The sequence below is a fragment of the Altererythrobacter sp. B11 genome (assembly GCF_003569745.1).
Lineage (GTDB): Bacteria > Pseudomonadota > Alphaproteobacteria > Sphingomonadales > Sphingomonadaceae > Croceibacterium_C.
In genome coordinates this window covers 1,857,193-1,879,466 of record NZ_AP018498.1, presented here as the reverse complement: position 1 = coordinate 1,879,466, position 22,274 = coordinate 1,857,193, and the positions used below count along the sequence as shown (strand labels likewise).

Here is a 22,274-nt window from a genome sequence, read left to right as displayed (position 1 = left end):
CACGCGGCGGAAGCTGGTGCCCCTGGCCAGACTCGAACTGGCACTTCGCAAGGAAACTCGATTTTGAGTCGAGCGCGTCTACCGATTCCGCCACAGGGGCTCCCGTCATCACACAGCGGTTAGCCGCGCGATGCGGCGCATACAAGGAAATGTGAAAGGCTTAGTCCTTGAGCGCGCCGGCGAGCAGCTTGTGCAGCTTCGAATGAAGCTGATCGTTGCCGGCCAGCAGCTGCGCATCGCAGATCGGCAGGGAACGACCACGGAAATCCGTGACGAAGCCGCCCGCTTCACGCACCAGCAGGCAGCCGGCGGCCGAATCCCAGGACGAAAGGCCGCTTTCCCAGAAGCCGTCGAACCGGCCGGCGGCAACCCAGGCGAGATCCAGCGCCGCCGAGCCATATCGGCGGATGCCCGCCACCTGCGGCCCGATGGCGGCGAAGACCCGCGTCCATTCGGAGAAATCGCCATGGCCGAGGAACGGCGTGCCGGTGGCCACCAGCGCTTCCGACAGCTGGCGCCGGCCGGAGACGCGCAGCCGCCCGTCATGCAGCCAGGAGCCGCGGCTCTTTTCCGCCCAGAAGGTTTCGTCGGTGATCGGCTGATAGATCACGCCGGCCACCACCTCGCCCCAGCCCGAGCCGTCGGGCTTGGGCTCCTGCGCGGCGATGGAGACCGCGAAATGCGGGATGCCGTGGAGGAAATTGCTGGTGCCGTCGAGCGGATCGACGATCCAGCGCGGCTTGGTAGGATCGCCTTCGATCGTGCCGCCTTCCTCCAGCACGAATCCCCAGTCCGGCCGCGCGGCGCGCAGCTCGTCCCAGATCGTGCGTTCGGCCTGCTGATCGGCCTTGGACACGAAGTCCGACGGCCCCTTGCGGCTGACCTGCAGGTGCTCGACCTCGCCGAAATCGCGCCGGAGCTTGCCGCCCGCCTTGCGCGCGGCTTTTTCCATCACCCGGATGAGGCCTGAAATTGCTGCCATGACGGTGCCTTAGCCTGCCTTGCCGACGTAGGACCGGTCATAGACATCCACGATGATGCGCGTCCCGCTTTCGATATGCGGCGGCACCATCACGCGCACGCCGTTGTCCAGCACGGCGGGCTTGTAGCTGGAGGAGGCTGTCTGCCCCTTCACCACGGCATCGGCTTCCACGATGGTGGCTTCCACCTGTTCCGGCAGCTGCACGCTGATGGGCTTTTCGTCCCACAGTTCCAGCATCACTTCCATGCCATCCTGCAGGAAGGCGGCCGCATCGCCCAGCAGATCGGCGGGAAGCTGGATCTGCTCGTAGGTGTCCTTGTCCATGAACACCAGCATGTCGCCTTCGGCGTAGAGATACTGGAAATCCTGGGTATCCAGCCGCACCCGCTCCACCGTGTCGGCGCTGCGGAAGCGGACGTTGGTCTTGCGGCCATCCTGCAGGTTCTTCATTTCGACCTGCATGTAGGCGCCGCCCTTGCCGGGCTGGGTGTGCTGGATCTTGGCGACCTTCCAGATGCCGCCTTCATATTCGAGGATGTTGCCGGGACGGATGTCCACGCCGCTGATCTTCATCGGGGTGACCTTCGGTGTTCGGGAAATTGTGCGCGCGCCCTAGCGGCTGGCGGCGTTCATGGCAATGCAAGCGCTTACACGCTATGGGCGGCGCATGATCCGCCGCCTGCCCGCCCCCGCCGCCCTTGCCCTGTCGATGGCCGCCGCACTGGCGCCGCTGCCCGCCGCCGCGCAAGCGAAGCTGAACGACAGCGGCCCCATCGGCACGGTGGAGCGCGGCCGCTATGTGTGCGAACTGCCCGGCCGGGCGGATGGGCCCGCCGGCATCGCGCAGGAGGATCAGGGCTTCCGCATCACCAGCGCCTCCCGCTACGCGACCTCAGCCGGGGAAGGCACCTATCTGCGGCGCGGCAATGTGCTGGTGATGACGACCGGCCCCCACAAGGGCGAACGCTATCTGGTGGTGTCCTCCGGCTTCCTGCGGCGACTCGAGCAGGGCCGGCCGGGGCCGCTGCGCTGCGTGCGCAGCGCGCGCTAGGCGCCGGGGCTCAGAGCCGCTGGGCGAAGGCGCGTACCGCCGCCGCCTCGTCCCCGTTCCACACCGCTCCGCTCACCGCGAGGAAATCGGCCCCCGCTTCCACCAGCGGGGCGCAATTTTCGGGCGTGATGCCGCCGATGGCGACGCAGGGGATCTCGAACAGGCTCTGCCACCAGCGCAGCAGCTCCGGCTCCGGCCGGTGCTCGCTGGCCTTGGTGCTGCTGGGGAAGAAGGATCCGAAGGCCACGTAGTCCGCGCCTGCATCGCCGGCTTCCATCGCCAGATGGCGGCTGGCGTGGCAGGTGACGCCGATCTGCGCCTCGCGGCCCAGCGCCTCGCGCGCTTCGGCCACCTCGCCGTCGCCCTGCCCCAGATGGACGCCATCGGCCCCCAGACGCTTGGCGAGCGCGATGCTGTCATTGACGATGAAGGCCACTTCGCGCGCGGCGCAGATCGCCTGCAGCGGTTCCGCTAGGCGCGCCGCCTGATGCTGGTCCATGTCCTTCACGCGGAACTGGAAGGCCGCCACCGGCCCCGCGTCCAGCGCCCGCTCCAGCCGCTGCGCAAAGGGGCCGGAGACGTCGAGCGGGGAAATGAGGTAGAGCTGGCAGTCTGACATGGCGCGGGCCTATACGGGGCGTGAGGCCGGCCGCCAACAGGTTCCATCGCGGCCGGTTCACTGGCGGGCAAGCCGCGGCGCCCCTATCTGGCGGGCATGAAGCAGCTTCTCGCGATTCCCGCCCTCGCCCTCGTTTCACTCAGCGCCTGCGCCACCACGCCTGCCGCCACGCCCCCGGCCGCGGCGGGCAGCCTCGTCCCGCTGGGGCAGCCGGTGCAGGCGGGTTCGCTGGTGGTGACGCCGGTGAAGGTGGCGGAAGACAGCCGCTGCCCCGAAAACGCCCGCTGCGTCTGGGCCGGGCGGCTGGTGGTCACCACGCGCATCGCGGGGGACGGCTGGCGCGAAACCGCCGATCTCACGCTGGGGGAAGCGCATGCCACGCATGGCACCACGCTCACCCTCGTGTCCGGCCAGCCAGAAAAAAGGGCGGGCGCCGAAACGCCCGCCCCCGATTATCGCTTTGCCTATGAAGGAGGCGCCTGACGGGTCAGGCGGCCACCTTCTGCGTGCTGGCGGCGTGGATCGCATCGATCGCCTCGCCCAGCGTGGCGTCGAATTCCGCATCGCTCATGCCCGCGCGCAACTCTTCCAGCAGGGCGCGGCTGAAGCTGGCGATCATGCCGTCGTTCTTGGCCAGCTCGGCGCAGGCCTCGTCACGGCTGTAGCCGCCTGAAAGCGCCACCACCTTCAGCACCTTGGGGTGATCGACCAGCGCCTTGTAGCTGTTCGGCACCGCCGGGATGGAGAGCTTCAGCATCACCTGCTGGCCTTCGGGCAGCGCATCGAGCGCCTTCAGGATCTCGTCGCGCAGGATCGCTTCGCCTTCCGCGCGATCTTCGGCCTTGATCGAATATTCCGGCTCCAGGATCGGCATGAGGCCCGCGGCGATCACCTGCCGGCCCACTTCGAACTGCTGCGCCACGATAGCCGCGATGCCGCTGGGCGAGGCCTTGTTGATGACCGAGCGTTCCTTGGTGCCGAACACGCCGAGGCCCTTCGCCCGGGCCAGCAGCGCATCGAGGCCCGGCATGGGCTTCATCAGCTGCACGCCGTCCGCCTCGTCCTCCAGCCCCTTGTCGATCTTGATGAAGGGCACCACGCCCTTCTCGATCAGCGCGGCGGGCACCGTCTTGCCGCCGACCATGCCGTCCATGGTCTTTTCGAACAGGATCGCGCCGACCACCTTGTCGCCGCTGAAGCTGGGCGCGGTGATGATGCGGCAGCGCATCTCGTGGATCTTGCCGAACATCTCGTCCTCGGTGCTCCACTCGTCGTCGGAGACGCCATAGGCGCGCAGCGCCTTGGGGGTGGAGCCGCCGCTCTGGTCCAGCGCCGCGATGAAGCCGTCGCCCTTCGCCATCTTGGCGGTCATTTCCTGCTCGTTCATTCGCCGTAACCCCTAGCTGATGCTGACACGCGCCCGCACGCCGGCGGGCCAACCCATTCCCAGTCCGATGCGCCCCGCGCTATCTCGCAAGCGCCGCCACACCGGGCAGTTCCCGGCCTTCCATCCATTCGAGGAAGGCCCCGCCGGCGGTGGAGATATAGCTGAAATCCTCCGCCACGCCGGCATGATGCAGCGCCGCGACCGTATCGCCGCCGCCCGCCACCGACACCAGCGAACCTTCCTTGGTCAGCGCTGCCGCGACCTTCGCCAGCGCAACCGTGGCCGCATCGAAGGGCGGTGTCTCGAAGGCGCCCATGGGCCCGTTCCACACCAGCGTGCGGCAGGTCTTGAGCACATCGCCCAGCGCCTCCACCGCCTGCGGCCCAACGTCGAGGATCATCTCGTCCGCCGCCACTTCATGCACGTTGCAGCTGCGCAGGCTGGGCGGATTGGCGGCAAATTCCTTCGCCACCACCACGTCATAGGGCAGATGCACGGTGCAGCCGGCCTTGTCCGCTGCTGCCATGATCGCATCCGCCGTGGAGGCCAGATCGTGCTCGCACAGCGACTTGCCCACATCCACCCCGCGCGCGGCGAGAAAGGTGTTGGCCATGCCGCCGCCGATGATCAGATGATCCACCTGCCCGACGAGATGCTCCAGCACCGCGAGCTTGGTCGAAACCTTGGCCCCGCCGACCACCGCCGCCACCGGTTTCTGCGGATTGCCGAGCGCAGCGTCCAGCGCCTCCAGCTCCTTCTGCATCGCGCGGCCGGCATAGGCCGGCAGCAGCCGCGCCAGCCCTTCGGTGCTGGCATGGGCGCGGTGGGCGGCGGAGAAGGCATCGTTCACATAGAAATCGCCATTGGCCGCAATGGCGCGGGCGAAATCCGGATCGTTCTTCTCCTCGCCCGGCCAGAAACGGGTGTTTTCAAGGATGCCGATATCGCCCGGGCGCAGGATGCCGATCGCCTGCTGCACCACGGGGCCGGCAACCTCGGGGATGAACATCACTTCGCGGCCGAGCACTTCCTCCACCGCGCCCTGCACCAGGCTGAGCGACATGGTGGAGCTGCGTTCGCCCTTTGGGCGACCGAAATGGGCCAGCAGCAGCACCTTGGCCCCGGCATCGGCCAGTTCCAATATGGTGGGCGCCACGGCCCGCGCGCGGGTGAGATCGGTGACGCGGCCGCCGGACATCGGCATGTTCAGATCGACGCGGACCAGCGCGACCTTGCCGCGCACGTCGCCCAGATCGTCGAGAGTGCGGAAATTCGCCATAAGCTAGATGATCCTCGCTTCATCGCCGACGGCGATTTCGCCGTCCGCCAATACCCGCCCCAGAAAGCCGCCGCGCCAATCCGGCGCCATCGCCGCGCGCAAGCCCGGATGCAGGGCCTCCATCCGCTCGCACGGGTCGCACTCGTCGAGCACTTCGATGACGAGCGTCTTACCGATGGCGATCCGCGTTCCCACCCTGTGCGGGATACCAAGGCCGCTCACCAGCAAATTGCGCCGGGCGTGCCACCAATCCAGCATGCCGCCGCAATCGGCCAGCGCCGCCGCCCAGCTTTCGGCCTCGATCAGCGAGACCTGCCGCCGGGGAATGAGCTTCCCCGAAGCGAGAGCGCCACGATAGTCGCCCGCCACGCCGGCCGCGGAGGTGACGGATACAGCATCGAGCCGCTCCATCGCCCCCTTCGGCCGGTCATGGCGCGCTATCCCGGCGAGCTTGCCCCCCAAGGCCGCCCCCTCAGAGGAAGCTGGCCATCACGCCGGCGGTGTCGATCATCCGGTTGGAGAAGCCCCATTCATTGTCATACCACGACACGACGCGGGCGAGCTTGCCTTCCAGCACCGCGGTTTCCAGGCTGTCGACCGTGGAACTGGCGGGATAGTGGTTGAAGTCGCTGCTGACGAGCGGCTGGTCGGTATAGTCCAGCACGCCCTTCATCGCCCCTTCCGAGGCTGCCTTGAGCGCCGCGTTCAGCTCTTCCGCCGTGGTATCGCGACCCGGAACGAAGGTGAGATCGACCAGGCTGACATTGGGCGTGGGCACGCGGACGGAAGATCCGTCCAGCTTGCCCTTCAGCTCCGGCAGCACCAGGCCCACGGCGCGGGCGGCGCCGGTTGTGGTGGGGATCATGTTCAGCGCACCGGCGCGGGCGCGGCGCAGATCCTTATGGATCTGGTCAAGGATGCGCTGATCGTTGGTGTAGGAATGGATCGTGGTCATGAAACCACGCTCGATCCCCACGGCCTCGTTCAGCACCTTGGCGACGGGCGCCAGGCAGTTGGTGGTGCAGCTGGCGTTGGAGACGATGATGTCTTCCGCCGTCAGCGTCTTGTGGTTCACGCCGTAGACGATGGTGGCGGAAACGCCGGTGGCCGGCGCGGAGATCAGCACCCGCTTGGCGCCCGCATCGAGATGCGGCTTGGCCGCATCATGCGACTGGAAGAAGCCGGTGCATTCCAGCACGATGTCCACGCCCATTTCGCCGTGGGGCAGCTTGCCGGGCTCGCGCTCGGAAGTGACGGCGATCGCCTTGCCGTCCACGATGATCTTGCCGTCCTCGGCCGTCACCTTGCCGGGGAAGCGGCCATGCACGGAATCATAGGCGAACAGCAGGGCATTGGCCTTGGCATCGGCCAGATCGTTGATCGCGACGAGCTCGAGATCGTGATCTTTGCGTTCCAGGATCGCCCGGGCCACCAAGCGGCCAATGCGGCCGAACCCGTTGATCGAAACCTTCGTCGCCATAGGAAAAACTCCTGCTAGTTACCTAATTTTTCAAGAATTTGCGGAACGATCTTGTCGGCCGTGAAGCCGAAATGCTCGAACAGGACCTCGGCCGGGGCGGACGCGCCGAACCGATCGAGGCCGATGTTGATGCCGTTGCGCCCGGTCCATGCCTGCCAGCCCAGCGTGGTGCCCGCCTCGATCGAAACGATCAGCGCGTCGGCCGGCAGCAGCTCGTCGCGGTAGGCCGCGCCCTGCTTCGCGAACAGCTCCATGCAGGGCATGGAAACGACATCGGCGCCGATCCCCTGCTCTTCAAGTGCGGCGGCGGTATCGAGCGCGACCGAGATTTCCGAGCCCGTCGCCACCAGCACCACATTGCGCGGACCGCTCGCTGGCTTGAGCAGATAGGCGCCCTTGGCGCAGCGGTTGCCGGCACCGGTCCATTCCTCGTCGCCCTCGCCGCGCACAGGCGGCAGGTTCTGGCGCGAAAGGGCCAGCACCGAGGGCGTTTCCGGGGTCTGCAGCGCCAGCGCCCAGCATTCTGCCGTTTCGATGGCATCGGCCGGGCGGAAGACGTTGAGATTGGGGATCAGCCGCAGGCTCATCACCTGCTCCACCGGCTGGTGGGTCGGCCCATCCTCGCCCAGGCCGATCGAATCATGCGTCATCACATAGACGACGCCGGCCTTCTGCAGGGCGGACAGGCGGATGGCGTTGCGGGCATAGTCGCTGAAGATCAGGAAGGTGCCGCCATAGGGCACCACGCCGCCATGCAGCATCATGCCGTTCATCGCGGCAGCCATGCCGAATTCGCGGATGCCGTAATAGATATAGCGGCCCGAGTAATCCTCCGCCGTCAGCGGGCCGGTCGATCCCGTCTTGGTGTTGTTGGAGCCGGTGAGATCGGCCGAGCCGCCAAGCAGCTGCGGCAGCTTTTCCGTTAGCGGCCCCAGCACCATTTCAGAGGCCTTGCGCGAGGCGACCTTGGGCGGGTTCTTCGCCAGTTCGACGATGTAATCCTCGATCGCCGGCGCGGCCAGCGTGGCGACGCTCTGCATATGCTGCTGGAAAGCGTCCTTGCGCTCGCCCGCGGCGTCGAGCCGGGCCTGCCATGCCACATGTGCTTCGGCGCCTTTTGCACCCAGTGCGCGCCAGTCCGCCAGAATTTCCTTCGGCACTTCGAAAGCCGGTGCATCCCAGCCGAGTTCCACGCGGGCAGCGGCCACTTCGTCCTCGCCCAACGGCGAACCATGGACCTTGGAGGTGCCCTGCTTGTTGGGCGAGCCCTTGCCGATGATCGTGCGGCAGGCGACCAGCGAGGGGCGCGGATCGGCCATCGCTTCTTCGATCGCGCGGCGGATGTCGGCCGGATCGTGCCCGTCGCAGCTCACCGTATGCCACTTAGTGGCGCGGTAGCGGGCGGGAATATCCTCGCTGGAGGAAAGGCTCACCGCACCGTCGATGGTGATGCGGTTATCGTCCCACAGCACGATCAGATTGCCGAGGCCGAGGTGGCCGGCAAGGCCGATCGCCTCGTGATTGATGCCTTCCATCAGGCAGCCGTCGCCCGCGACCACCCAAGTGCGGTGGTTGACGAGGTCATCGCCGAACTTGGCATTCAGATGCCGTTCCGCGATGGCCATGCCCACGGCCATGGCCAGGCCCTGCCCCAGCGGGCCGGTGGTGCATTCCACGCCATCGAGCAGGAAGTTTTCCGGGTGTCCGGCGCAGGGGCTGCCCAGCTGCCGGAAATTGCGGATGTCATCCATGGTGGGATGCGCATAGCCCGTGAGGTGCAGCAGCGCGTAGATCAGCATGGAGCCGTGGCCGGCGGAAAGCACGAAGCGATCGCGATCCGGCCAGTGCGGATCGGCCGGATCGAAGGAGAGATAGTCCGACCACAGAACGGTGGCGACATCGGCCATGCCCATCGGCATGCCGGGGTGGCCGATATTGGCCGCCTGCACCGCATCCATCGTCAACGCCCTGATCGCATTGGCCATCGGCGCGAGACGGGCGGTGTCGGTCATGCAGGAAGCTCCGGCTTTGTCGGTAAAACTCTGATCGTTCTGGGCCGCGATTCGGCTGCGCGCTCCTTGGGCGACGGCCCGCCCCCGCGTCAAGCTGCGCGGCGCGCCCGATCCCTTCGCGAGACGCCGAGGCTTATTCACAGCTTCGCGGCCCAAGTTTTTGCCCGGCCCCGTTATTTCCGATAGATGACCGCGCGATGGAGGACGATCGCATCTCGCGTGCGCTGAGCCGCATCGAGGCGGCGGCAGGCCGGATAGAGGCCGCGGCGCAGAAGCCGGCCGTGCAGGCCGACCCCGAGCTCGAACAGCGCTATGCCCGCCTGCGCGGGGAAGCCGAAGTGGTGCTGGCCGATCTCGACCGGCTCATCGGCAGCCTCCAGCCATGAGCAATGTCACCCTGGTCATCGGCGGGCGGGAATTCGCCGTGGCCTGCGGCGCGGGCGAGGAAGAGCATATCGCCATGCTCGGCCGCACGATCGACGGCAAGATCGCCGCGATGCCCAATCTCGTCAGCCAGTCCGAACCGCGCATGCTGCTCTATGCCGCGCTGCTGCTGGCGGACGAACTGGCCGAGCTGCGCCGGTCGGCCGTGCCCGCCGCCGCGCCGCAGGACGATGAGCGTGCGAACCAGCTGGAAGCGATGGCCGAACGGCTGGAATATCTCGCCGACCGGCTTGAGAGCGCGGGCGCGGCATCCTAGATAGGTAGCGGCGGGACTGCCCGGAACGAGCCGTTAGAGAATATCCCTGAGGCTATAAGCAATCCATGGGAGCTGTCCCTGCCCGGCCCTCGGGTTCGTCCTGCAGGGCCGGTGCATACGGCGCCCACCTGACGTTGAGGCGTCAGAGGATTTCCCGGCAAACGACCCATGGTGGTTCCGCCACTTCCCCTTCCCGGTGGGTCCACGCGGGCCGACTCGCTCGACTTCGCCGGGCCGGGGCGGCAAGAGGGCGACATGACCGATATCGCTTCCTGCAAAGCCGCCCTGCGCAAGGAATTGCGCCGCAAACGCCGTGAACACGCCGCCGCCCTGCCGCCGCAGGTAAGCGCACTGGTGTTCCACCGCCCGCCCGCCGCGGTGCTCGACATGGTGCCCGATGGCGCCACCATCGGCCTCTATCGCGCCGATCCGGGGGAGGCCCCCGCCGGCGCCTATACCCGCTTCTTCTTCGAAAACGGCCACCGCATCGCTCTGCCCCGCGTGACCACGCTGGCGGAGCCGATGCACTTCCACCTGCACACCGATCCCTATGAGGAAAGCGACCTCGTAGGCGGCCCCCTCGGCCTGCGCCAGCCGCAGGAAAGCGCCCCGGTGGTGGTGCCCGATGTGCTGTTCATGCCGCTGCTCGGCTTTACGACGGGCGGGGACCGGCTGGGCCAGGGCGGCGGCTTCTACGATCGCTATCTCGCCGCGCATCCCGATACGCTGGCCATCGGCATGGCGTGGGACGTGCAGGAGGTGGAGGATCTGCCGGTGGAGGCGCACGACATGCCGCTCGCCGCCATCGTCACCCCCACGCGCCTGCTGGGGCCCTTCTGATGCGCGAGAAACCCACGCTGCGTATCCCGCTGGGCATATTGGCGCTGCTGGTGGCGCTGGCGGCCTATGCGCTGGCCGTCATGTGGGCCTCGCAATGGATCGAGCAGACGCCGGTGGCGGTGCAGACCGTGGTCTATCTGGTACTGGGCGTCGTCTGGCTGCTGCCGCTGCGGCGCTTCCTGATCTGGATGGAAACCGGCCGCTGGGGCTGAACCCTGAAGGGACGGTGCCGGGGCATCGAAGGGTCAGGAGAAGGTCCCAAGTGGCGCGAGTGACGGGACTTGAACCCGCGACCTCCGGCGTGACAGGCCGGCGCTCTAACCAACTGAGCTACACCCGCGCATCGGGCGGCGCACCGCTTGGGAGCGCCGCCCCTAGGGCAGGCTGAATCGGCTGTCAACTCGCTGGTACAGGCTTTTTCATCTGCCGTGGACAGAGCGCCCGCCCCGCCCCTCCGGCAGCGCTGCACACAGCCCGCCGCGCGCCGGATCGACCGGCGCCGGGGCAGCGTTTCCGCCAAAAACCGGCACCCTGAGGCGCCGGCGATTCGCCGTTCAGGCGGCGAGGAGCAGAGCCGGCTTCTCGATCAGGCGCTTCACCGCCTGCACGAAGGCCGCCGCATCGTAACCATCCACCACGCGGTGATCGCAGCTAATCGAGAGATTCATCAGCTTGCGCTTGGCCACCCGTTCGCCGCCGGTCTCGTCGGGGACGAACATCGGCCGTTCGACGATGCGGTTGGGCGCCAGAATCGCCACCTCGGGCCGGTTGATCACCGGCGTGGAAGCGATGCCACCCAGCGGCCCGAGCGAGGTTAGCGTGAAAGTCGAGCCCGAAAGCTCCTCGGGCCTCGCCTTGCCGCTGCGCGCGGCCTCCGCCAGCCGGGTGATCTCGGCGGCGAGCTGCCACAGGTTCTTGCCCTGCGCATCGCGGATCACCGGCACCATCAGGCCGGCCTCCGTCATCGTGGCGATGCCCATATGCACCGCGCCATGGCGCGTGATGACATTCGCCTCGTCGTCATAGCGGGCGTTGAGCATCGGATAATCCGGCAGTGCGCGGCACACGGCGGCGATCAGCAGCGGCAGCATCGTCAGCTTGGGGCGATCGCCCCGCCCATCGTTCAGATCGCCGCGCAGCTTCTCCAGCTCGGTGACATCGCATTCCTCGACATAGGCGAAATGCGGGATCTGGCGCTTGGCCGCGGCCATGTTCTCGGCAATCCGGCGGCGCAGGCCGACCACCTTGATCGTCTCGTCCGGCCGCGCACCGCCCGCCGGGGCATACCCGCCCGCTTCGCCATAGCTGATGAAGGAATCGAGATCGGCATGGCGGATGCGCCCATCTTCGGCCGGGCGCACATCACCGAGGTCGATACCGAGATCCTTGGCGCGCCGGCGCACCGCGGGGCTGGCGAGGACACGCGCCAGCGAGCTTTCCCGGCGAACTTCCGCCCTGGGAGCAGGTGCCGCCGGGCGCGGCGGCGGCGCTGGCTGCGCCTCGTCCTTCTCCTCGGGCGGTTCTGCGACGAAGGAGGGTTGCGGCGTCGGCCCACCGACAAGCTGGCGGCCGCCCTCTGCCTCCCCTGCGTCCGCAGGGGATTCTACCGGCGCGGGGGCGGAAGCCGCCTCGTTCTCTTGGGCCACTTCGTCGGAAATTTCGCCCTCGACCTCCAGCACCACCAGCGGGGAGCCGATGGCGATCACATCGCCCGCCTGGCCCGCGACCTCGAGAATCTTCCCGGCGACGGGGCTTTCCATCTCCACCGTGGCCTTGTCGGTCATCAGGTCCGCCAGCCGGCCATCCTCGGCCACCATATCGCCGGGCTTCACGTGCCAGGCGACGATCTCGGCTTCGGCGATGCCTTCGCCGATATCGGGGAGGTTGAATGTGAAGCGGGCCATGGCGTCAGGCCTCCAGGATCTTGTCTATCGCCTCGCCCATGCGGACGGGGCCAGGGAAATAGGCCCACTCGAGGCTATGAGGATAGGGTGTGTCGAACCCCGTCACCCGCTCGACCGGGGCTTCGAGGTGATAGAAGCAGCGTTCGGTAACCAGCGCGGACAGTTCTGCCCCAAAGCCGGAGGTCCGCGTCGCCTCATGCGCGATCAGGCACCTGCCGGTTTTGCGCACAGAGTTTTCCACAGCCTCGATGTCGAGCGGGACCAGTGTGCGCAGGTCGATGATTTCGGCATCCACGCCCTTCTCGCGGCACACGCCCTCCGCCACATGCACCATGGTGCCATAGGCGAGGATGGTCAGCGCCTCCCCTTCCCGCGCCACGCGCGCCTTGCCGAGGGGGATGGTGTAATAGCCTTCGGGCACCTTGGCGCCGGGGTGGCCCTTCCACGGTTTGGTGGGACGATCATAATAGCCGTCGAACGGGCCGTTATAGATCCGCTTGGGCTCGAAGAAAATTACCGGGTCATTGTCCTCGATCGCCGCGATCAGCAGGCCCTTGGCGTCATGCGGGGTGCTGGGCACGACGGTCTTGAGCCCGGCGACATGGGTGAACAGCGCCTCCGGGCTCTGGCTGTGCGTCTGCCCGCCGAAGATGCCGCCGCCGAAGGGGCTGCGCACGGTGAGCGGCGCAATGAACTCCGCCGCGGAGCGATAGCGCAGCCGCGCCGCTTCGCTGATCAGCTGGTCGAGCCCGGGATAGATATAGTCCGCGAACTGGATTTCCGGCACCGGCCGCAGGCCATAGGCGCCCATGCCCACCGCCACGCCGATGATGCCGCATTCGCTGATCGGCGTATCGAACACGCGCGTCTTGCCGTATTTCTGCTGCAGGCCCGCGGTGGCGCGGAACACCCCGCCGAAAAAGCCGATGTCCTCCCCCATCAGGATCACGTCGGGGTCACGCTCCAGCATGATGCCAAGCGCTTCGTTGATCGCTTCGATCATGTTGAGATCGCGCGCCGGCGCTTCGGACAGGCTCACCGGATCCTCGTCGGCATCTAGTCGGGCCATTTGATCTTCCTTTCGCGGATCGCCTGCTCGCTCTGTTCGCGCAGGTTCCACGGCAGTTCCTCGAACACATCCTCGAACATGGTGTGGAACGGATGATGCAGGCCGTGGCCCAGGATGCCGTTCTTCTCCGCCTCCTTGGTGGTGCGCAGCACCTCCTCGGCCAGTTCACGGTCCATCTCGGCGTGCTGGTCCTCCGACCATTCGCCGAGCGCAATCAAATGGTCGCGCAGGCGCGCGATGGGATCGCCCAGCGGCCATTCCTCCCGCTCCTCCGCGCTGCGATAGACGGTGGGATCGTCGGAGGTGGAGTGGCCCTCCGCGCGGTAGGTGAAGAATTCGATCAGCGTCGGCCCGTTGTTGGACCGTGCGCGATCCGCAGCCCAGCGCTCCGCCGCATAGACGGCCAGCGGATCGTTTCCGTCCACCCGCAGCCCGGCAATGCCATAGCCGATCGCCCGCGCCGCAAAGCTCGTCCGCTCCGAACCGGCAAATCCGGAGAAGCTGGAAATGGCCCACTGGTTGTTGACCACATTGAAGATCGCCGGGGCATTATACACCGCAGCGAAGGTGAGCGCGGAGTGGAAGTCCCCCTCCGCGGTGGAGCCTTCGCCCACCCAGGCGGCGGCAATGCGGCTGTCGCCCTTGATTGCACTGGCCATGGCAAAGCCGGTGGCCTGCGGCAGCTGCGTCGCCAGATTGCCCGAGATGGTGAAGAAGTTCACCGAGCGCGCCGAATAGAGGATCGGCAATTGCCGCCCCTTCAGCTTGTCCGCGCGGTTGGAATAGATCTGGTTCACCATTTCCAGCAGCGGGTAATCGCGCGCGATCAGGCAACCCTGCTGGCGGTAGGAGGGGAAGATCATATCCTCGAAATCGAGGCCATGGGTGGCGGCGACCGAGGTCGCCTCCTCGCCCACGCATTTGAGGTAGAAGCTCGTCTTCCCCTGCCGCTGCGCGCGATACATGCGGGCATCGAAGGCGCGCACCAGCGCCATCTGGCGCAGGATCAGCCGCAATTTGTCGGGCGTGAGGTTGGGGTTCCACGGCCCATGGGCCTGATTGTCGCTGCCGAGCACACGGATCAGATCGGTGCAGAGCGGATTGGTTTCCGCTGCGGGGCAGGCCTCGTCCGGCCGCGGCTGCGCGCCCGCTTCGGGCACTTGCAAATGCGCAAAATCCACCGTGTCGCCGGGGCGAAACCTCGGTTCGGGGACATGCAGCGAAAGACGGGGCCGATTGCCGCCCGCCTCCGCGTCCACCTTGGCCATCTTCAGCTCCCGTATGAATGTTTTATGTCAGAGACATTTTATTACTTTCATCGGAAACCGTCAACGCTTGCCTCAGACCGCCACCGGGGCGCGGATCACGCCTTGCGGCGTGTAATCGGTGACGGCGAAATCCTTGATGCGATAGTCGAAGATAGAGTCGGGCTTCCTTAGCAATTCAAGCCGCGGCTCGCCCGCCGGTTCCCGCGAAAGCTGCTCCTCCACCAGATGGGCGTGGTTGAGATAGAGATGCGTATCGCCCCCGGTCCAGACCAGCTCCCCCGGCTGATAGCCCGCCTGCGCCGCGATCATGCGCGTGAGCAGCGCCGCACCGAACAGGTTGAAGGGCAGGCCCAGTGCCACATCGCAACTGCGCTGGAACAGCAGGCAGTTGAGCCGCGCCTCCGCCCCTTCGCCGGCGACGTGGAACTGATAGGTCTTGTGGCAGGGGGGCAGCGCCATCTGGTCGAGCTCCGCCACATTCCAACCTTCGATGATGTGGCGGCGGCTGCCGGGATTGCTGCGCAGGCTTTCCACCACCTGCGCCACCTGGTTGATCCCCGGCCCCCTTTCATAGAGCCCATCGGCGCGATAGCGATAGGTCGGCCAGTCGACCCACTGCTTGCCATAGACGGGGCCGAGATCGCCCCAGCGGGCGGCGAAATCCGCCTCCGCCACGATCCGCGCTTCGAAATCGTCCTGCGTGATCGCCTCGCCCGTCGCCTGGCGATACTTGGCCAAGGGCCAGTCGCTCCAGATCGTCACGCCCTGTTCCAGCAGCGGGCGGATATTGGTGTTGCCGGTGAGGAACCACAGCATCTCGCGCGCCGCCGCCTTCCAGAACACGCGCTTAGTGGTGAGCAGGGGCACGCGGTTGTCGGACAGATCGAATCGCAATTGCGGCCCGAAGATCGAGCGCGTGCCCACGCCCGTGCGGTCGGCCCGCTCGTCCCCCTCCGCCCATATACGGCGCATGAGGGCCAGATACTGCCATTCCCAATGGTCGCCGGATGATTGCGGCACGGCTGCGGGGCGAACGGATGCGGAAGCGGACTGCATGCGTGGTGCCTAACATCCACCGGAGAGTCGCGCGAAGCCACTATGGCGCCCGGCCGACCCGCCCCTGTTCATAACCGCGCCCCCGCAACGCAGCCATACGAATTGCCCGCTTGCCAGCCCACCCCTCCCCCGCTAAAGGGCCGCCTCTGCCTCGCCCCGGACCAGTTCCGGAAGCGCCGGTCGGGGAGTAGCTCAGCCTGGTAGAGCACTGTCTTCGGGAGGCAGGGGCCGGAGGTTCGAATCCTCTCTCCCCGACCATTTTAGCGCGCTAAGCCGCAGATTTCCGCCTTTTAGCATGGGTTTCCGCCCCGTGTTGGCCACACGACCAACACACATAGCGGGAGCACATGCGGGAAGGTCGTTATCGATGAGCCGCATCCCCTTCACCGTCCGGATCGAGGGCCGCTATTCGTTCCGCCGCCGGATTCATTTCCGAAATATTATCTCCAAGCCGCTAACCTTGGCGTTGCAGACTGCCGATCCGGGTGCCGCGCGTGAGCGCGTGGCGATACTCTCGGCGCGTTTCGTAATTGTAAGGGCGGATGTGAAGACGATGCTGGAAGGCCAGCGCAACCTGACCGGCATTGAGATCGAAGCGATCTTTCGGCGGGAGCTCGAGCAGCAACTCGGCTCTTGGCTATCGGCCGCCTACGAAAACGCTCCTTGGTCGTCCTCGGTCACGGAGGAAGCGGCGCGCCACGCCGAGGCCTACAGGCAGCTCCGCCTACCTGACCCACGTTACGAAATGGACCCTTGCGAAGTCGCCAGGCTCGACGCCGCCGCCAACTCGGCACAAGGCGTAAAGGAACTGACTCCTGAATGGGCACGCCCTCTGGTCGATCAGATACGCAATGCTCTATCCGACGAATACGTCAGTGCTGCCCTGACAGCGATTGGCGCGACGCCTACCGAATCCAACATTGCTGCTGCTCGGACCCACATGATCCGTGCGGGCGCTTCCGCCAGCACGCGGGCGCAACGCCTATTCGACGAGGACGTCCTAGACGCGGCCGACCCTTTGCGGACTATGATGGCGGACCTGGGTGAATTGTCTGCCGAAGTGAAGGCCCTCTTGTCCAAGGCCGAGGGTCTCACTGCTCCCGTCGCACACACGACCCTGCCTCCGCCCTCGCCAACTACAGAATGCCCCTTCGCGATCTACGATAACCGCCGGTTCAGCGAGATTATCGAGGATACTCTGGCTACCCTAAAGCGGAAGAAGGTGTGGAAGGACGATAAACAGCAGCGAATGATCTTGCAGTGCTTTGCATGGATGACGGGCGACCGCGAACTCGGGTCTTATGATCATCGCGACGTCGAGACATACGTGCAGCGATTGCTCCAAATCCCGGCACGGGGTTTCAGGTTCGGAACGCTCGAGAAGGGGAACATGTCACGGCCCTTCGAAGAGGTTCAGAAGGAATTGCCGAAGTTGACGCCCGAGCTTGAGCGCAGCCTCAAAACGGTGAACCGCGATCTGAGCACAATGAGCACGGTGGCAAAGCACTTGGAACGCTCGGCGTGGAAGCCCAGAGTGCCCGGCGCTGTCGTGCTCGACTTCGCTGCGGCGACTATGGCCATCCCGGAGGAAGACACCAGCGACCTCCGCCCCGCCTGGGAGAAGGAGCAGCTGGAGTGCTTGTTCCGATCACCGCTATATTGCGGAGGTGGTCCTGGAAAGAAGCGGCTGAAAACGGACAGCCTGAGCCCGCAAGTGTGGCACGACGCCGCCTACTGGGCACCACTTATCTGGTATTATACCCACGCTTGCCGTGAGGAGATATGTGGCCTTGAGATTGCCGACGTGGTGATCGATCACCCGGTTCCCCACATCCACATCCGGGATAATTTCACCCGCGGGAAGGACGGAGAAAAGGGTGGTGAAAAGAGGTTGGCGCGCAGGCGCAAGATCCCCCTTCACCGCCAGCTCATCCGCCTCGGGTTCCTCGACTACGTCGAAGCCGTCCGCGCAGAGGGCCACGTTGCCCTCTTCCCGGAACTCTACCTTTTCGAGAGCAAGCGAGGCGGCGCCCAGTTCTACGATCGCGCTTGGCGCTTCATGGTCCAGTGGATTTTTGATCGGATGGAAGTGAGAGTGAATGACAAGGGCAAAGGGCCGGATATCCATTCCATCCGCGCCCTCGGTTCCTCATTCTACGAAGTAGACGGCGTGAATGAAATCTTGCGCGCTGACGTAATGGGGCACGCTAGGACCGGCACGAACGCCAAGCATTATTCGAAGCGAATCCAGACCGAAGGCCTCGCGGTTGTGCTTCGCGAGCGCCTCGAATTTATCCATCGGTATGTGCCCGAAATTACAACTCATCTCGACCCTGCTCCGATCCGCTTACTGCCGATCGATATGCGTTCCCGCGTAGGGAGTGGTCGGTATCGGAAACTGAGATCTGACGCCGGCAAAACTCGCACGCCGACCTAGCTCGTCATACGGCTGCGCCGTAACAGGTCTCGCTATTTTTCGCCTACGATCCGATTCTGGACCAGGTCCATCAATGTCCGAATGTCCTCTTTCGTCAGGTCGCGATACTGGGCACCAGTCATTCCCGCGTCTTGGCATTTTGTGAAGAATTGCATGACGTAGGCAGGGACTCTGTCGGCATCCAAAACGGTCTGGAAGAGACGCTCACGCGAAATCTCGACCTCCTCCTCCACCCTGCTCAGCTCAACATCCACAAGCGAGCGCAAATGAGTTAGGGAAGCCCGCTCCTTACACAGTCGAGTGAAAGTATCGATGCCTTCAAGGCGTAGTTCGGGCAAAGAATCGAAACGCGACACGAATTCGGCATCCATATGAGCTGGCGCATCATCGAGAGCCATATGAAATAGCGATTGCGCTTCGGGAGCCGTCAAGCTTCCCGCCGAAAGCCGGTCAACAAGTTCAGCAATCTTCGGAAAATCCCGACGAAGCCTAGCCCTAGCTTCCGCAATAGCTGGCGCACGCTCTCTGTTGCTCTTGCGCCCCTCCGGGTTCCGTTTTTTTGGCACTGCGGGTCTCCTAAGCCTGCTTACATGAAATGGCCAATCTGTCCTAAAAATTTCAATTTTGTGATAACAGCACACCGCGTTCCATAACCGTTGCGTGGACAATGCCGTCCCAATGACTGCGTCGCATTTCCGACGCTCGGCAGCTGAGACGGAGCTGCCTGACACTACGCTGACGAGCTCGACGTCTCGGGCTCTAACGCAAAACGCAAAGGTCTGTTTCTATGAAGGATGCCACAACAAATGCCGGTCAAATCCGGAACGATACCCCCAAGCCGCCGCGGTCCCACGATGAAGCGTTGAGCATCATCAGGAAGGCTCGTCAGCGTTTGGGCAAGCGCGACATTCGTCGCATCCCTGCGCAGCAGCTGGTGCGCGACAACCTCACGGTCATCACCGAATTGCGGGACCGGGGTCACAGGCAGGAGGATGCAGTTCTTCTGATCCTCGAGGTATCGAGTGACGCCCACAAGGCTGACACCGTTCGCAAGGCGATCCGCGCGGTCGTTGGCGATTGGGTTATGTCCGGTGTCGATTCCGTAACAGCATCTCAATCTGTCGTCCCTCGGGCGGATCAGGAACAGGTCGGCGTGCGCAATGAGCCGACAATCGCGGACGACAACGAAGGAGGGCTGGTCCTGTGAACGAACAGAGCGAGACTAAGCGCATTCGCACTATCGCGATCAACATTCGGCTGGACGATGAGCCGATGTCCGTGATGTCTTTGCGGCTCCTGAAGGCAGCTGCAAGCCTGCACGAGATCGACGGTGAAGTGGATTTCTGGTCCGAAGGCCCTCCCGTGGTCCAGCTGGGAAGCCTCGAAGCTCACGGTGGTTATCTCCGTAGGGTCGAGGGTAGTATGGTTGGCGAGGTTCCAGCTGGAGACCCGGGCGGTGCTGTAATGAGGGTCGCGTCGAAAGCCAGTGTGCTGGCCATAGATGCTCCTGTTGACTTGTCCAATGTGGGCGAAGCGGGCGAGAAGATCAGTTCAATCATCAATGCTGGGCGCGACCTAGGAACATGGGTGGTTCCGTATATCGTCTGTTCGAACCACGCACCCTCGGAGAGACAGGAGCGTCTCCGCACCGGTCTGCTGCCGCATAGGGTTCTCGTGAGCACGGAAAGCGACCCTCGCTACGACCTTTTGCGCCACTGGCAAGGCGTCAAAAACGAGGCGGTTCCCAACCTGCCGCACGACTACCTCGACACCCGCGGGAAACCGCTCGTCGAATATCTTTCGCAGACTGGGGATCGGAGTGTTTCTAGCCTTAGGTTTCACCTGCACATTGTCACCGAGATGATGAGAAGCCGGGGATTCATTCACAATTTGCTCGTAGGGCGTCGAGAGTAGCCACGGAAGTTGCGACGGCTTACTGTGAGTCCTCCATCAAATTCCAACAAAAGTGCGGCAGCATTCCCAGAGAGTGCCGCCGCAATACTTTGAAATCCCAAAAAAGCCGGCCTTGATCCAAAAAAGACGCAGGATGATAGTTGTTTACGCAACCGATGCTCGGAGGCTTCGCCTTTTCGCATCGAAGGAGGTGCAGATGGCAATCAGCAGGCCCAAGACCGTGTCTTTCCGGCTCTCGGAAAGTGAATTCCAGGTGATCAAGGCAAAGGCCGGCATTTTGTCGGTTGGGGATTTTGCCAGGCGAGCAGCCCTCGATCTCGACGCCGGCGATCGTGAATGCGAGCGTCGCGCAATCGGCAAAACCATCCGCGCAATCCATCTGGCGCTTGCCGATTGCTTGTCCTCAGACAAGCGGGTGAGAGTCGATGCCCTCATTGCTAGTGCGCTAGCGGTGTTGACTGACCAGGCTCCAGATGACCTGTCGGGCGGCTCTCAGTGACTGTATTCTACAAGGCCGAGTCCAACGAAGCTTCTCGCCAAACTGACATCGCTCGGTTGAGAGGGAAGGCTCCGGCTCTGATCCATTATGTCTGGCGTGCTGACCTGAGCGCGCTCGCACGCGCATCTATGGATACGCACATAAACAGCTACCATCGGGACTTGCTGCGATATGTCGAACGCGATGGACATCGCGAGGAGGTCGCCGCAACCTTGGCGCGCCATGTCTTGTCGGACACCCCAGACTTGATGTCGGCGGAGCTAGCATCACTGATGGAGGAAGCCGGGGTCGGCGACGGAGCGATCGAGCATTTGATTGTAAGCGTTCGCGAAGGCGACGATATTATCGGAAATTTCGAAGAGGCCGTCGACATTCTTGTCGAAGCGCTTGGTCTTGGAAACTGTCCGGTGATTGGCGCGGTGCATTCCGATACTGATCACGGCCATTTCCATTTGGTGATCCTGAGGGTCGACGTCGAGACTGGCGAACTGGTCAATTTGCCATCGTTTGATATCATTCGAGGCCATCAAGCGTTGGCCGTAATGGAAGATCGGTTCGGGTGGCAGCGCGAAGCTGACGCGAGATGGAAAGTCGAAGGCGGGCGCCTGATCCTCGATGGCAAAACCGATGTTGGGCCGGCCGACGATCCGCGGCAATGGCCAGATGGATATTTCCACCATCCCGAACTCTCCCGCCAAGGTCGTAAAGCGGAGCGCCACACGGGCTATGTTTCGGCAGAGCGCCGAATAAGGGATGTCATTCCCGGCATTCTCGAACGCACAGAGACCCAGGACGCGTTTGTCACTGCACTCGCCGAAGAGGGCATAGAACTCACTCGAGCGCACCGTGGGGCAGCCTATCTAGTGAAAACGAGAAGCGAGCAAGGAGAGATTCGCACGGAAAGCGTGAAGGCGTCCGTTGTCCGGGGCTGGGGGTGGAAGGCGTTAGAGAGGAAATATGGTCCCTTCCCCGAGGGTAGTGAGGCTAAAGTATCACCGAGGACGGCAAAACCTATCGGCGATGATCTGAATATACCTCGGTATCGACTTGCGAAATCGCAGTATCAGGCGCGGTTGAACGTCATGATGCGGAACGTGCGATCCGCGCTTCAGGGCGGGCGTGTGGAGAGAGCAGCCTTGGCCGCCGCCCGAGCATCGTGCGTATTTCCTACGTTCGACGAATGGGCAGCTGGAGCAAGGCCACCGGAAATCGGCGATGTCCTGTTTGCAACCGTAGGAGCGCGGCTGCTGGAGGCGCCCAAATCCATCTCTACAAACATAAGAAAGCTGTCAGCTGATGACGAGTTTGCCTATGTCCGGGCCAAGGGTCGGGAAACCTATTGGCGTCGAGGCGTAGCCCAAGCTGCGCGGGTGGTAGATTTTGGGGAATCCATCGTGCTGGTAGGTCGGCTGGGCGACGAAGAAATTCGCAAAGCGATGACGTTGCTCTCAATACGAGGTGCAAATGTTGTGGCAGCGAGCGGGTTGACTGCAGGCGAATTGCGCCTGTCCAAAAAGATCGCCGCAGAGTTAAACATGAGTGTGGTCCGGCGTGGGCAATTCCTAGTCATACCTTCGAGAGCGATCGGATGGCCGAGTCTTCCTGCCGCTATCCCAGATATCGAAGCTGACCACAAAGCGGGCGCGCCTTCGGACAGTGCTAGACAGAAAGCGCAAGATCAGAGCCCGGTTCCTGGAAATGGTCCATGGCCACCGAATATCGATTTTGGCCGATGAGTGGCTAAGGCATCGCGGAATGCTAACTCGCCTTTCGATCA

General features: G+C 64.3%; 24 protein-coding genes and 3 tRNA genes. 12 read left to right on the top strand and 15 right to left on the bottom strand.

The annotated features are described in order from the left end of the window. Positions 1-14: 14 nt before the first annotated feature. The 3 genes from AEB_RS09035 to efp all read right to left on the bottom strand — a co-directional run bounded on the left by AEB_RS09035 (position 15) and on the right by efp (position 1,555). Positions 15-100 (bottom strand) — tRNA-Leu (locus tag AEB_RS09035). Between the two features lie 60 nt (positions 101-160). Then, the gene (locus AEB_RS09030; RefSeq protein ID WP_119082893.1) at positions 161-982 is read right to left on the bottom strand and encodes an inositol monophosphatase family protein; all 822 of its coding nucleotides are present in this window, start codon (positions 980-982) and stop codon (positions 161-163) included. Between the two features lie 9 nt (positions 983-991). Beyond that, complete coding sequence (gene efp / locus AEB_RS09025; protein ID WP_119082892.1) at positions 992-1,555, bottom strand: elongation factor P; 564 nt, start codon at positions 1,553-1,555, stop codon at positions 992-994. Between the two features lie 58 nt (positions 1,556-1,613). Here efp and AEB_RS09020 point away from each other — a divergent pair, with 58 nt between their 5' ends. Next, on the top strand, positions 1,614-2,033 hold the full coding sequence (locus AEB_RS09020; RefSeq protein WP_119082891.1) for an elongation factor P: 420 nt from the start codon (positions 1,614-1,616) through the stop codon (positions 2,031-2,033). A gap of 10 nt (positions 2,034-2,043) precedes the next feature. On the opposite strand, the gene thiE is transcribed toward AEB_RS09020, so the two are convergent. After that, on the bottom strand, positions 2,044-2,652 hold the full coding sequence (thiE, locus tag AEB_RS09015; RefSeq protein WP_119082890.1) for a thiamine phosphate synthase: 609 nt from the start codon (positions 2,650-2,652) through the stop codon (positions 2,044-2,046). Between the two features lie 96 nt (positions 2,653-2,748). On the opposite strand from thiE, the gene AEB_RS09010 reads away from it, so the two are divergent. Continuing rightward, entirely contained in the window at positions 2,749-3,135 is a 387-nt protein-coding gene (locus AEB_RS09010; RefSeq protein ID WP_119082889.1) for a hypothetical protein, read from the top strand. 4 nt (positions 3,136-3,139) lie between these two features. Here the strand turns inward: AEB_RS09010 and AEB_RS09005 are convergent, their stop codons facing one another. The 5 genes from AEB_RS09005 to tkt all read right to left on the bottom strand — a co-directional run bounded on the left by AEB_RS09005 (position 3,140) and on the right by tkt (position 8,810). Then, positions 3,140-4,039 (bottom strand): fructose bisphosphate aldolase, encoded by a 900-nt coding sequence (locus AEB_RS09005; RefSeq protein ID WP_119082888.1) that lies wholly within the window; start codon positions 4,037-4,039, stop codon positions 3,140-3,142. Between the two features lie 79 nt (positions 4,040-4,118). Then, positions 4,119-5,318, bottom strand: a complete 1,200-nt coding sequence (locus AEB_RS09000) for a phosphoglycerate kinase (RefSeq protein WP_119082887.1) — start codon at positions 5,316-5,318, stop codon at positions 4,119-4,121. A 3-nt stretch (positions 5,319-5,321) separates the two neighbouring features. Beyond that, positions 5,322-5,780: an MOSC domain-containing protein gene (locus AEB_RS08995; protein WP_119082886.1), complete on the bottom strand. Its 459-nt coding sequence runs from the start codon at positions 5,778-5,780 to the stop codon at positions 5,322-5,324. Positions 5,781-5,790: 10 nt separating this feature from the next. After that, positions 5,791-6,798, bottom strand: coding sequence for a type I glyceraldehyde-3-phosphate dehydrogenase (gene gap, locus AEB_RS08990; protein WP_119082885.1), 1,008 nt, complete (start codon positions 6,796-6,798; stop codon positions 5,791-5,793). Positions 6,799-6,812: 14 nt separating this feature from the next. After that, on the bottom strand, positions 6,813-8,810 hold the full coding sequence (gene tkt, locus AEB_RS08985) for a transketolase (RefSeq protein ID WP_119082884.1): 1,998 nt from the start codon (positions 8,808-8,810) through the stop codon (positions 6,813-6,815). Positions 8,811-9,007: 197 nt separating this feature from the next. Here tkt and AEB_RS08980 point away from each other — a divergent pair, with 197 nt between their 5' ends. The 4 genes from AEB_RS08980 to AEB_RS08965 all read left to right on the top strand — a co-directional run bounded on the left by AEB_RS08980 (position 9,008) and on the right by AEB_RS08965 (position 10,562). After that, the gene (locus AEB_RS08980) at positions 9,008-9,196 is read left to right on the top strand and encodes a hypothetical protein (protein WP_119082883.1); all 189 of its coding nucleotides are present in this window, start codon (positions 9,008-9,010) and stop codon (positions 9,194-9,196) included. Next, on the top strand, positions 9,193-9,510 hold the full coding sequence (locus AEB_RS08975) for a cell division protein ZapA (RefSeq protein ID WP_119082882.1): 318 nt from the start codon (positions 9,193-9,195) through the stop codon (positions 9,508-9,510). Before AEB_RS08980 ends, AEB_RS08975 begins: the two co-directional genes overlap by 4 nt. Before the next feature lie 255 nt (positions 9,511-9,765). Continuing rightward, entirely contained in the window at positions 9,766-10,350 is a 585-nt protein-coding gene (locus AEB_RS08970; protein WP_119084553.1) for a 5-formyltetrahydrofolate cyclo-ligase, read from the top strand. Beyond that, positions 10,350-10,562, top strand: coding sequence for a DUF2842 domain-containing protein (locus AEB_RS08965; RefSeq protein WP_119082881.1), 213 nt, complete (start codon positions 10,350-10,352; stop codon positions 10,560-10,562). Before AEB_RS08970 ends, AEB_RS08965 begins: the two co-directional genes overlap by 1 nt. A 51-nt stretch (positions 10,563-10,613) precedes the next feature. Here AEB_RS08965 and AEB_RS08960 read toward each other — a convergent pair. From AEB_RS08960 to thyA, 5 genes are all read right to left on the bottom strand, one after another. Beyond that, positions 10,614-10,690, bottom strand: a tRNA-Asp gene (locus AEB_RS08960). Between the two features lie 214 nt (positions 10,691-10,904). Next, positions 10,905-12,254, bottom strand: coding sequence for a dihydrolipoamide acetyltransferase family protein (locus tag AEB_RS08955; RefSeq protein WP_119082880.1), 1,350 nt, complete (start codon positions 12,252-12,254; stop codon positions 10,905-10,907). Positions 12,255-12,258: 4 nt separating this feature from the next. After that, complete coding sequence (locus tag AEB_RS08950; protein ID WP_119082879.1) at positions 12,259-13,323, bottom strand: alpha-ketoacid dehydrogenase subunit beta; 1,065 nt, start codon at positions 13,321-13,323, stop codon at positions 12,259-12,261. Next, a complete protein-coding gene (locus AEB_RS08945; protein WP_119082878.1) occupies positions 13,311-14,591 on the bottom strand; it encodes a 3-methyl-2-oxobutanoate dehydrogenase (2-methylpropanoyl-transferring) subunit alpha in 1,281 nt (426 codons plus the stop codon). Before AEB_RS08945 ends, AEB_RS08950 begins: the two co-directional genes overlap by 13 nt. Before the next feature lie 72 nt (positions 14,592-14,663). After that, positions 14,664-15,647, bottom strand: a complete 984-nt coding sequence (gene thyA / locus AEB_RS08940) for a thymidylate synthase (RefSeq protein ID WP_231958972.1) — start codon at positions 15,645-15,647, stop codon at positions 14,664-14,666. Positions 15,648-15,828: 181 nt separating this feature from the next. On the opposite strand from thyA, the gene AEB_RS08935 reads away from it, so the two are divergent. Next, positions 15,829-15,905 (top strand) — tRNA-Pro (locus tag AEB_RS08935). Positions 15,906-16,014: 109 nt separating this feature from the next. Then, on the top strand, positions 16,015-18,084 hold the full coding sequence (locus AEB_RS08930; RefSeq protein ID WP_119082877.1) for a hypothetical protein: 2,070 nt from the start codon (positions 16,015-16,017) through the stop codon (positions 18,082-18,084). A gap of 32 nt (positions 18,085-18,116) precedes the next feature. Here AEB_RS08930 and AEB_RS08925 read toward each other — a convergent pair whose 3' ends face one another. Beyond that, entirely contained in the window at positions 18,117-18,650 is a 534-nt protein-coding gene (locus tag AEB_RS08925) for a hypothetical protein (RefSeq protein ID WP_145985285.1), read from the bottom strand. Positions 18,651-18,871: 221 nt separating this feature from the next. Between AEB_RS08925 and AEB_RS08920 the strand changes: the two genes are divergently transcribed. The 4 genes from AEB_RS08920 to AEB_RS08905 all read left to right on the top strand — a co-directional run bounded on the left by AEB_RS08920 (position 18,872) and on the right by AEB_RS08905 (position 22,233). Beyond that, positions 18,872-19,291, top strand: coding sequence for a hypothetical protein (locus AEB_RS08920; RefSeq protein ID WP_119082875.1), 420 nt, complete (start codon positions 18,872-18,874; stop codon positions 19,289-19,291). Next, the gene (locus AEB_RS08915; RefSeq protein WP_119082874.1) at positions 19,288-19,998 is read left to right on the top strand and encodes a hypothetical protein; all 711 of its coding nucleotides are present in this window, start codon (positions 19,288-19,290) and stop codon (positions 19,996-19,998) included. The genes AEB_RS08920 and AEB_RS08915 overlap by 4 nt, the downstream gene beginning before the upstream one ends. 196 nt (positions 19,999-20,194) lie before the next feature. Further along, the gene (locus AEB_RS08910; protein ID WP_145985284.1) at positions 20,195-20,497 is read left to right on the top strand and encodes a hypothetical protein; all 303 of its coding nucleotides are present in this window, start codon (positions 20,195-20,197) and stop codon (positions 20,495-20,497) included. Continuing rightward, the gene (locus AEB_RS08905) at positions 20,494-22,233 is read left to right on the top strand and encodes a relaxase/mobilization nuclease domain-containing protein (protein WP_145985283.1); all 1,740 of its coding nucleotides are present in this window, start codon (positions 20,494-20,496) and stop codon (positions 22,231-22,233) included. Before AEB_RS08910 ends, AEB_RS08905 begins: the two co-directional genes overlap by 4 nt. Positions 22,234-22,274 lie beyond the last annotated feature (41 nt).

Excerpts from the sequence above, each read along its gene's own strand:
- AEB_RS09030 (WP_119082893.1), bottom strand. The coding sequence starts at position 982 with ATGGCAGCAATTTCAGGCCTCATCCGGGTGATGGAAAAAGCCGCGCGC.
- efp (WP_119082892.1), bottom strand. The coding sequence starts at position 1,555 with ATGAAGATCAGCGGCGTGGACATCCGTCCCGGCAACATCCTCGAATAT.
- AEB_RS09020 (WP_119082891.1), top strand. The coding sequence starts at position 1,614 with ATGGCAATGCAAGCGCTTACACGCTATGGGCGGCGCATGATCCGCCGC.
- thiE (WP_119082890.1), bottom strand. The coding sequence starts at position 2,652 with ATGTCAGACTGCCAGCTCTACCTCATTTCCCCGCTCGACGTCTCCGGC.
- AEB_RS09010 (WP_119082889.1), top strand. The coding sequence starts at position 2,749 with ATGAAGCAGCTTCTCGCGATTCCCGCCCTCGCCCTCGTTTCACTCAGC.
- AEB_RS09005 (WP_119082888.1), bottom strand. The coding sequence starts at position 4,039 with ATGAACGAGCAGGAAATGACCGCCAAGATGGCGAAGGGCGACGGCTTC.
- AEB_RS09000 (WP_119082887.1), bottom strand. The coding sequence starts at position 5,318 with ATGGCGAATTTCCGCACTCTCGACGATCTGGGCGACGTGCGCGGCAAG.
- gap (WP_119082885.1), bottom strand. The coding sequence starts at position 6,798 with ATGGCGACGAAGGTTTCGATCAACGGGTTCGGCCGCATTGGCCGCTTG.
- tkt (WP_119082884.1), bottom strand. The coding sequence starts at position 8,810 with ATGACCGACACCGCCCGTCTCGCGCCGATGGCCAATGCGATCAGGGCG.
- AEB_RS08980 (WP_119082883.1), top strand. The coding sequence starts at position 9,008 with ATGGAGGACGATCGCATCTCGCGTGCGCTGAGCCGCATCGAGGCGGCG.
- AEB_RS08975 (WP_119082882.1), top strand. The coding sequence starts at position 9,193 with ATGAGCAATGTCACCCTGGTCATCGGCGGGCGGGAATTCGCCGTGGCC.
- AEB_RS08970 (WP_119084553.1), top strand. The coding sequence starts at position 9,766 with ATGACCGATATCGCTTCCTGCAAAGCCGCCCTGCGCAAGGAATTGCGC.
- AEB_RS08965 (WP_119082881.1), top strand. The coding sequence starts at position 10,350 with ATGCGCGAGAAACCCACGCTGCGTATCCCGCTGGGCATATTGGCGCTG.
- AEB_RS08955 (WP_119082880.1), bottom strand. The coding sequence starts at position 12,254 with ATGGCCCGCTTCACATTCAACCTCCCCGATATCGGCGAAGGCATCGCC.
- AEB_RS08950 (WP_119082879.1), bottom strand. The coding sequence starts at position 13,323 with ATGGCCCGACTAGATGCCGACGAGGATCCGGTGAGCCTGTCCGAAGCG.
- AEB_RS08945 (WP_119082878.1), bottom strand. The coding sequence starts at position 14,591 with ATGGCCAAGGTGGACGCGGAGGCGGGCGGCAATCGGCCCCGTCTTTCG.
- thyA (WP_231958972.1), bottom strand. The coding sequence starts at position 15,647 with ATGCAGTCCGCTTCCGCATCCGTTCGCCCCGCAGCCGTGCCGCAATCA.
- AEB_RS08930 (WP_119082877.1), top strand. The coding sequence starts at position 16,015 with ATGAGCCGCATCCCCTTCACCGTCCGGATCGAGGGCCGCTATTCGTTC.
- AEB_RS08920 (WP_119082875.1), top strand. The coding sequence starts at position 18,872 with ATGAAGGATGCCACAACAAATGCCGGTCAAATCCGGAACGATACCCCC.
- AEB_RS08910 (WP_145985284.1), top strand. The coding sequence starts at position 20,195 with ATGGCAATCAGCAGGCCCAAGACCGTGTCTTTCCGGCTCTCGGAAAGT.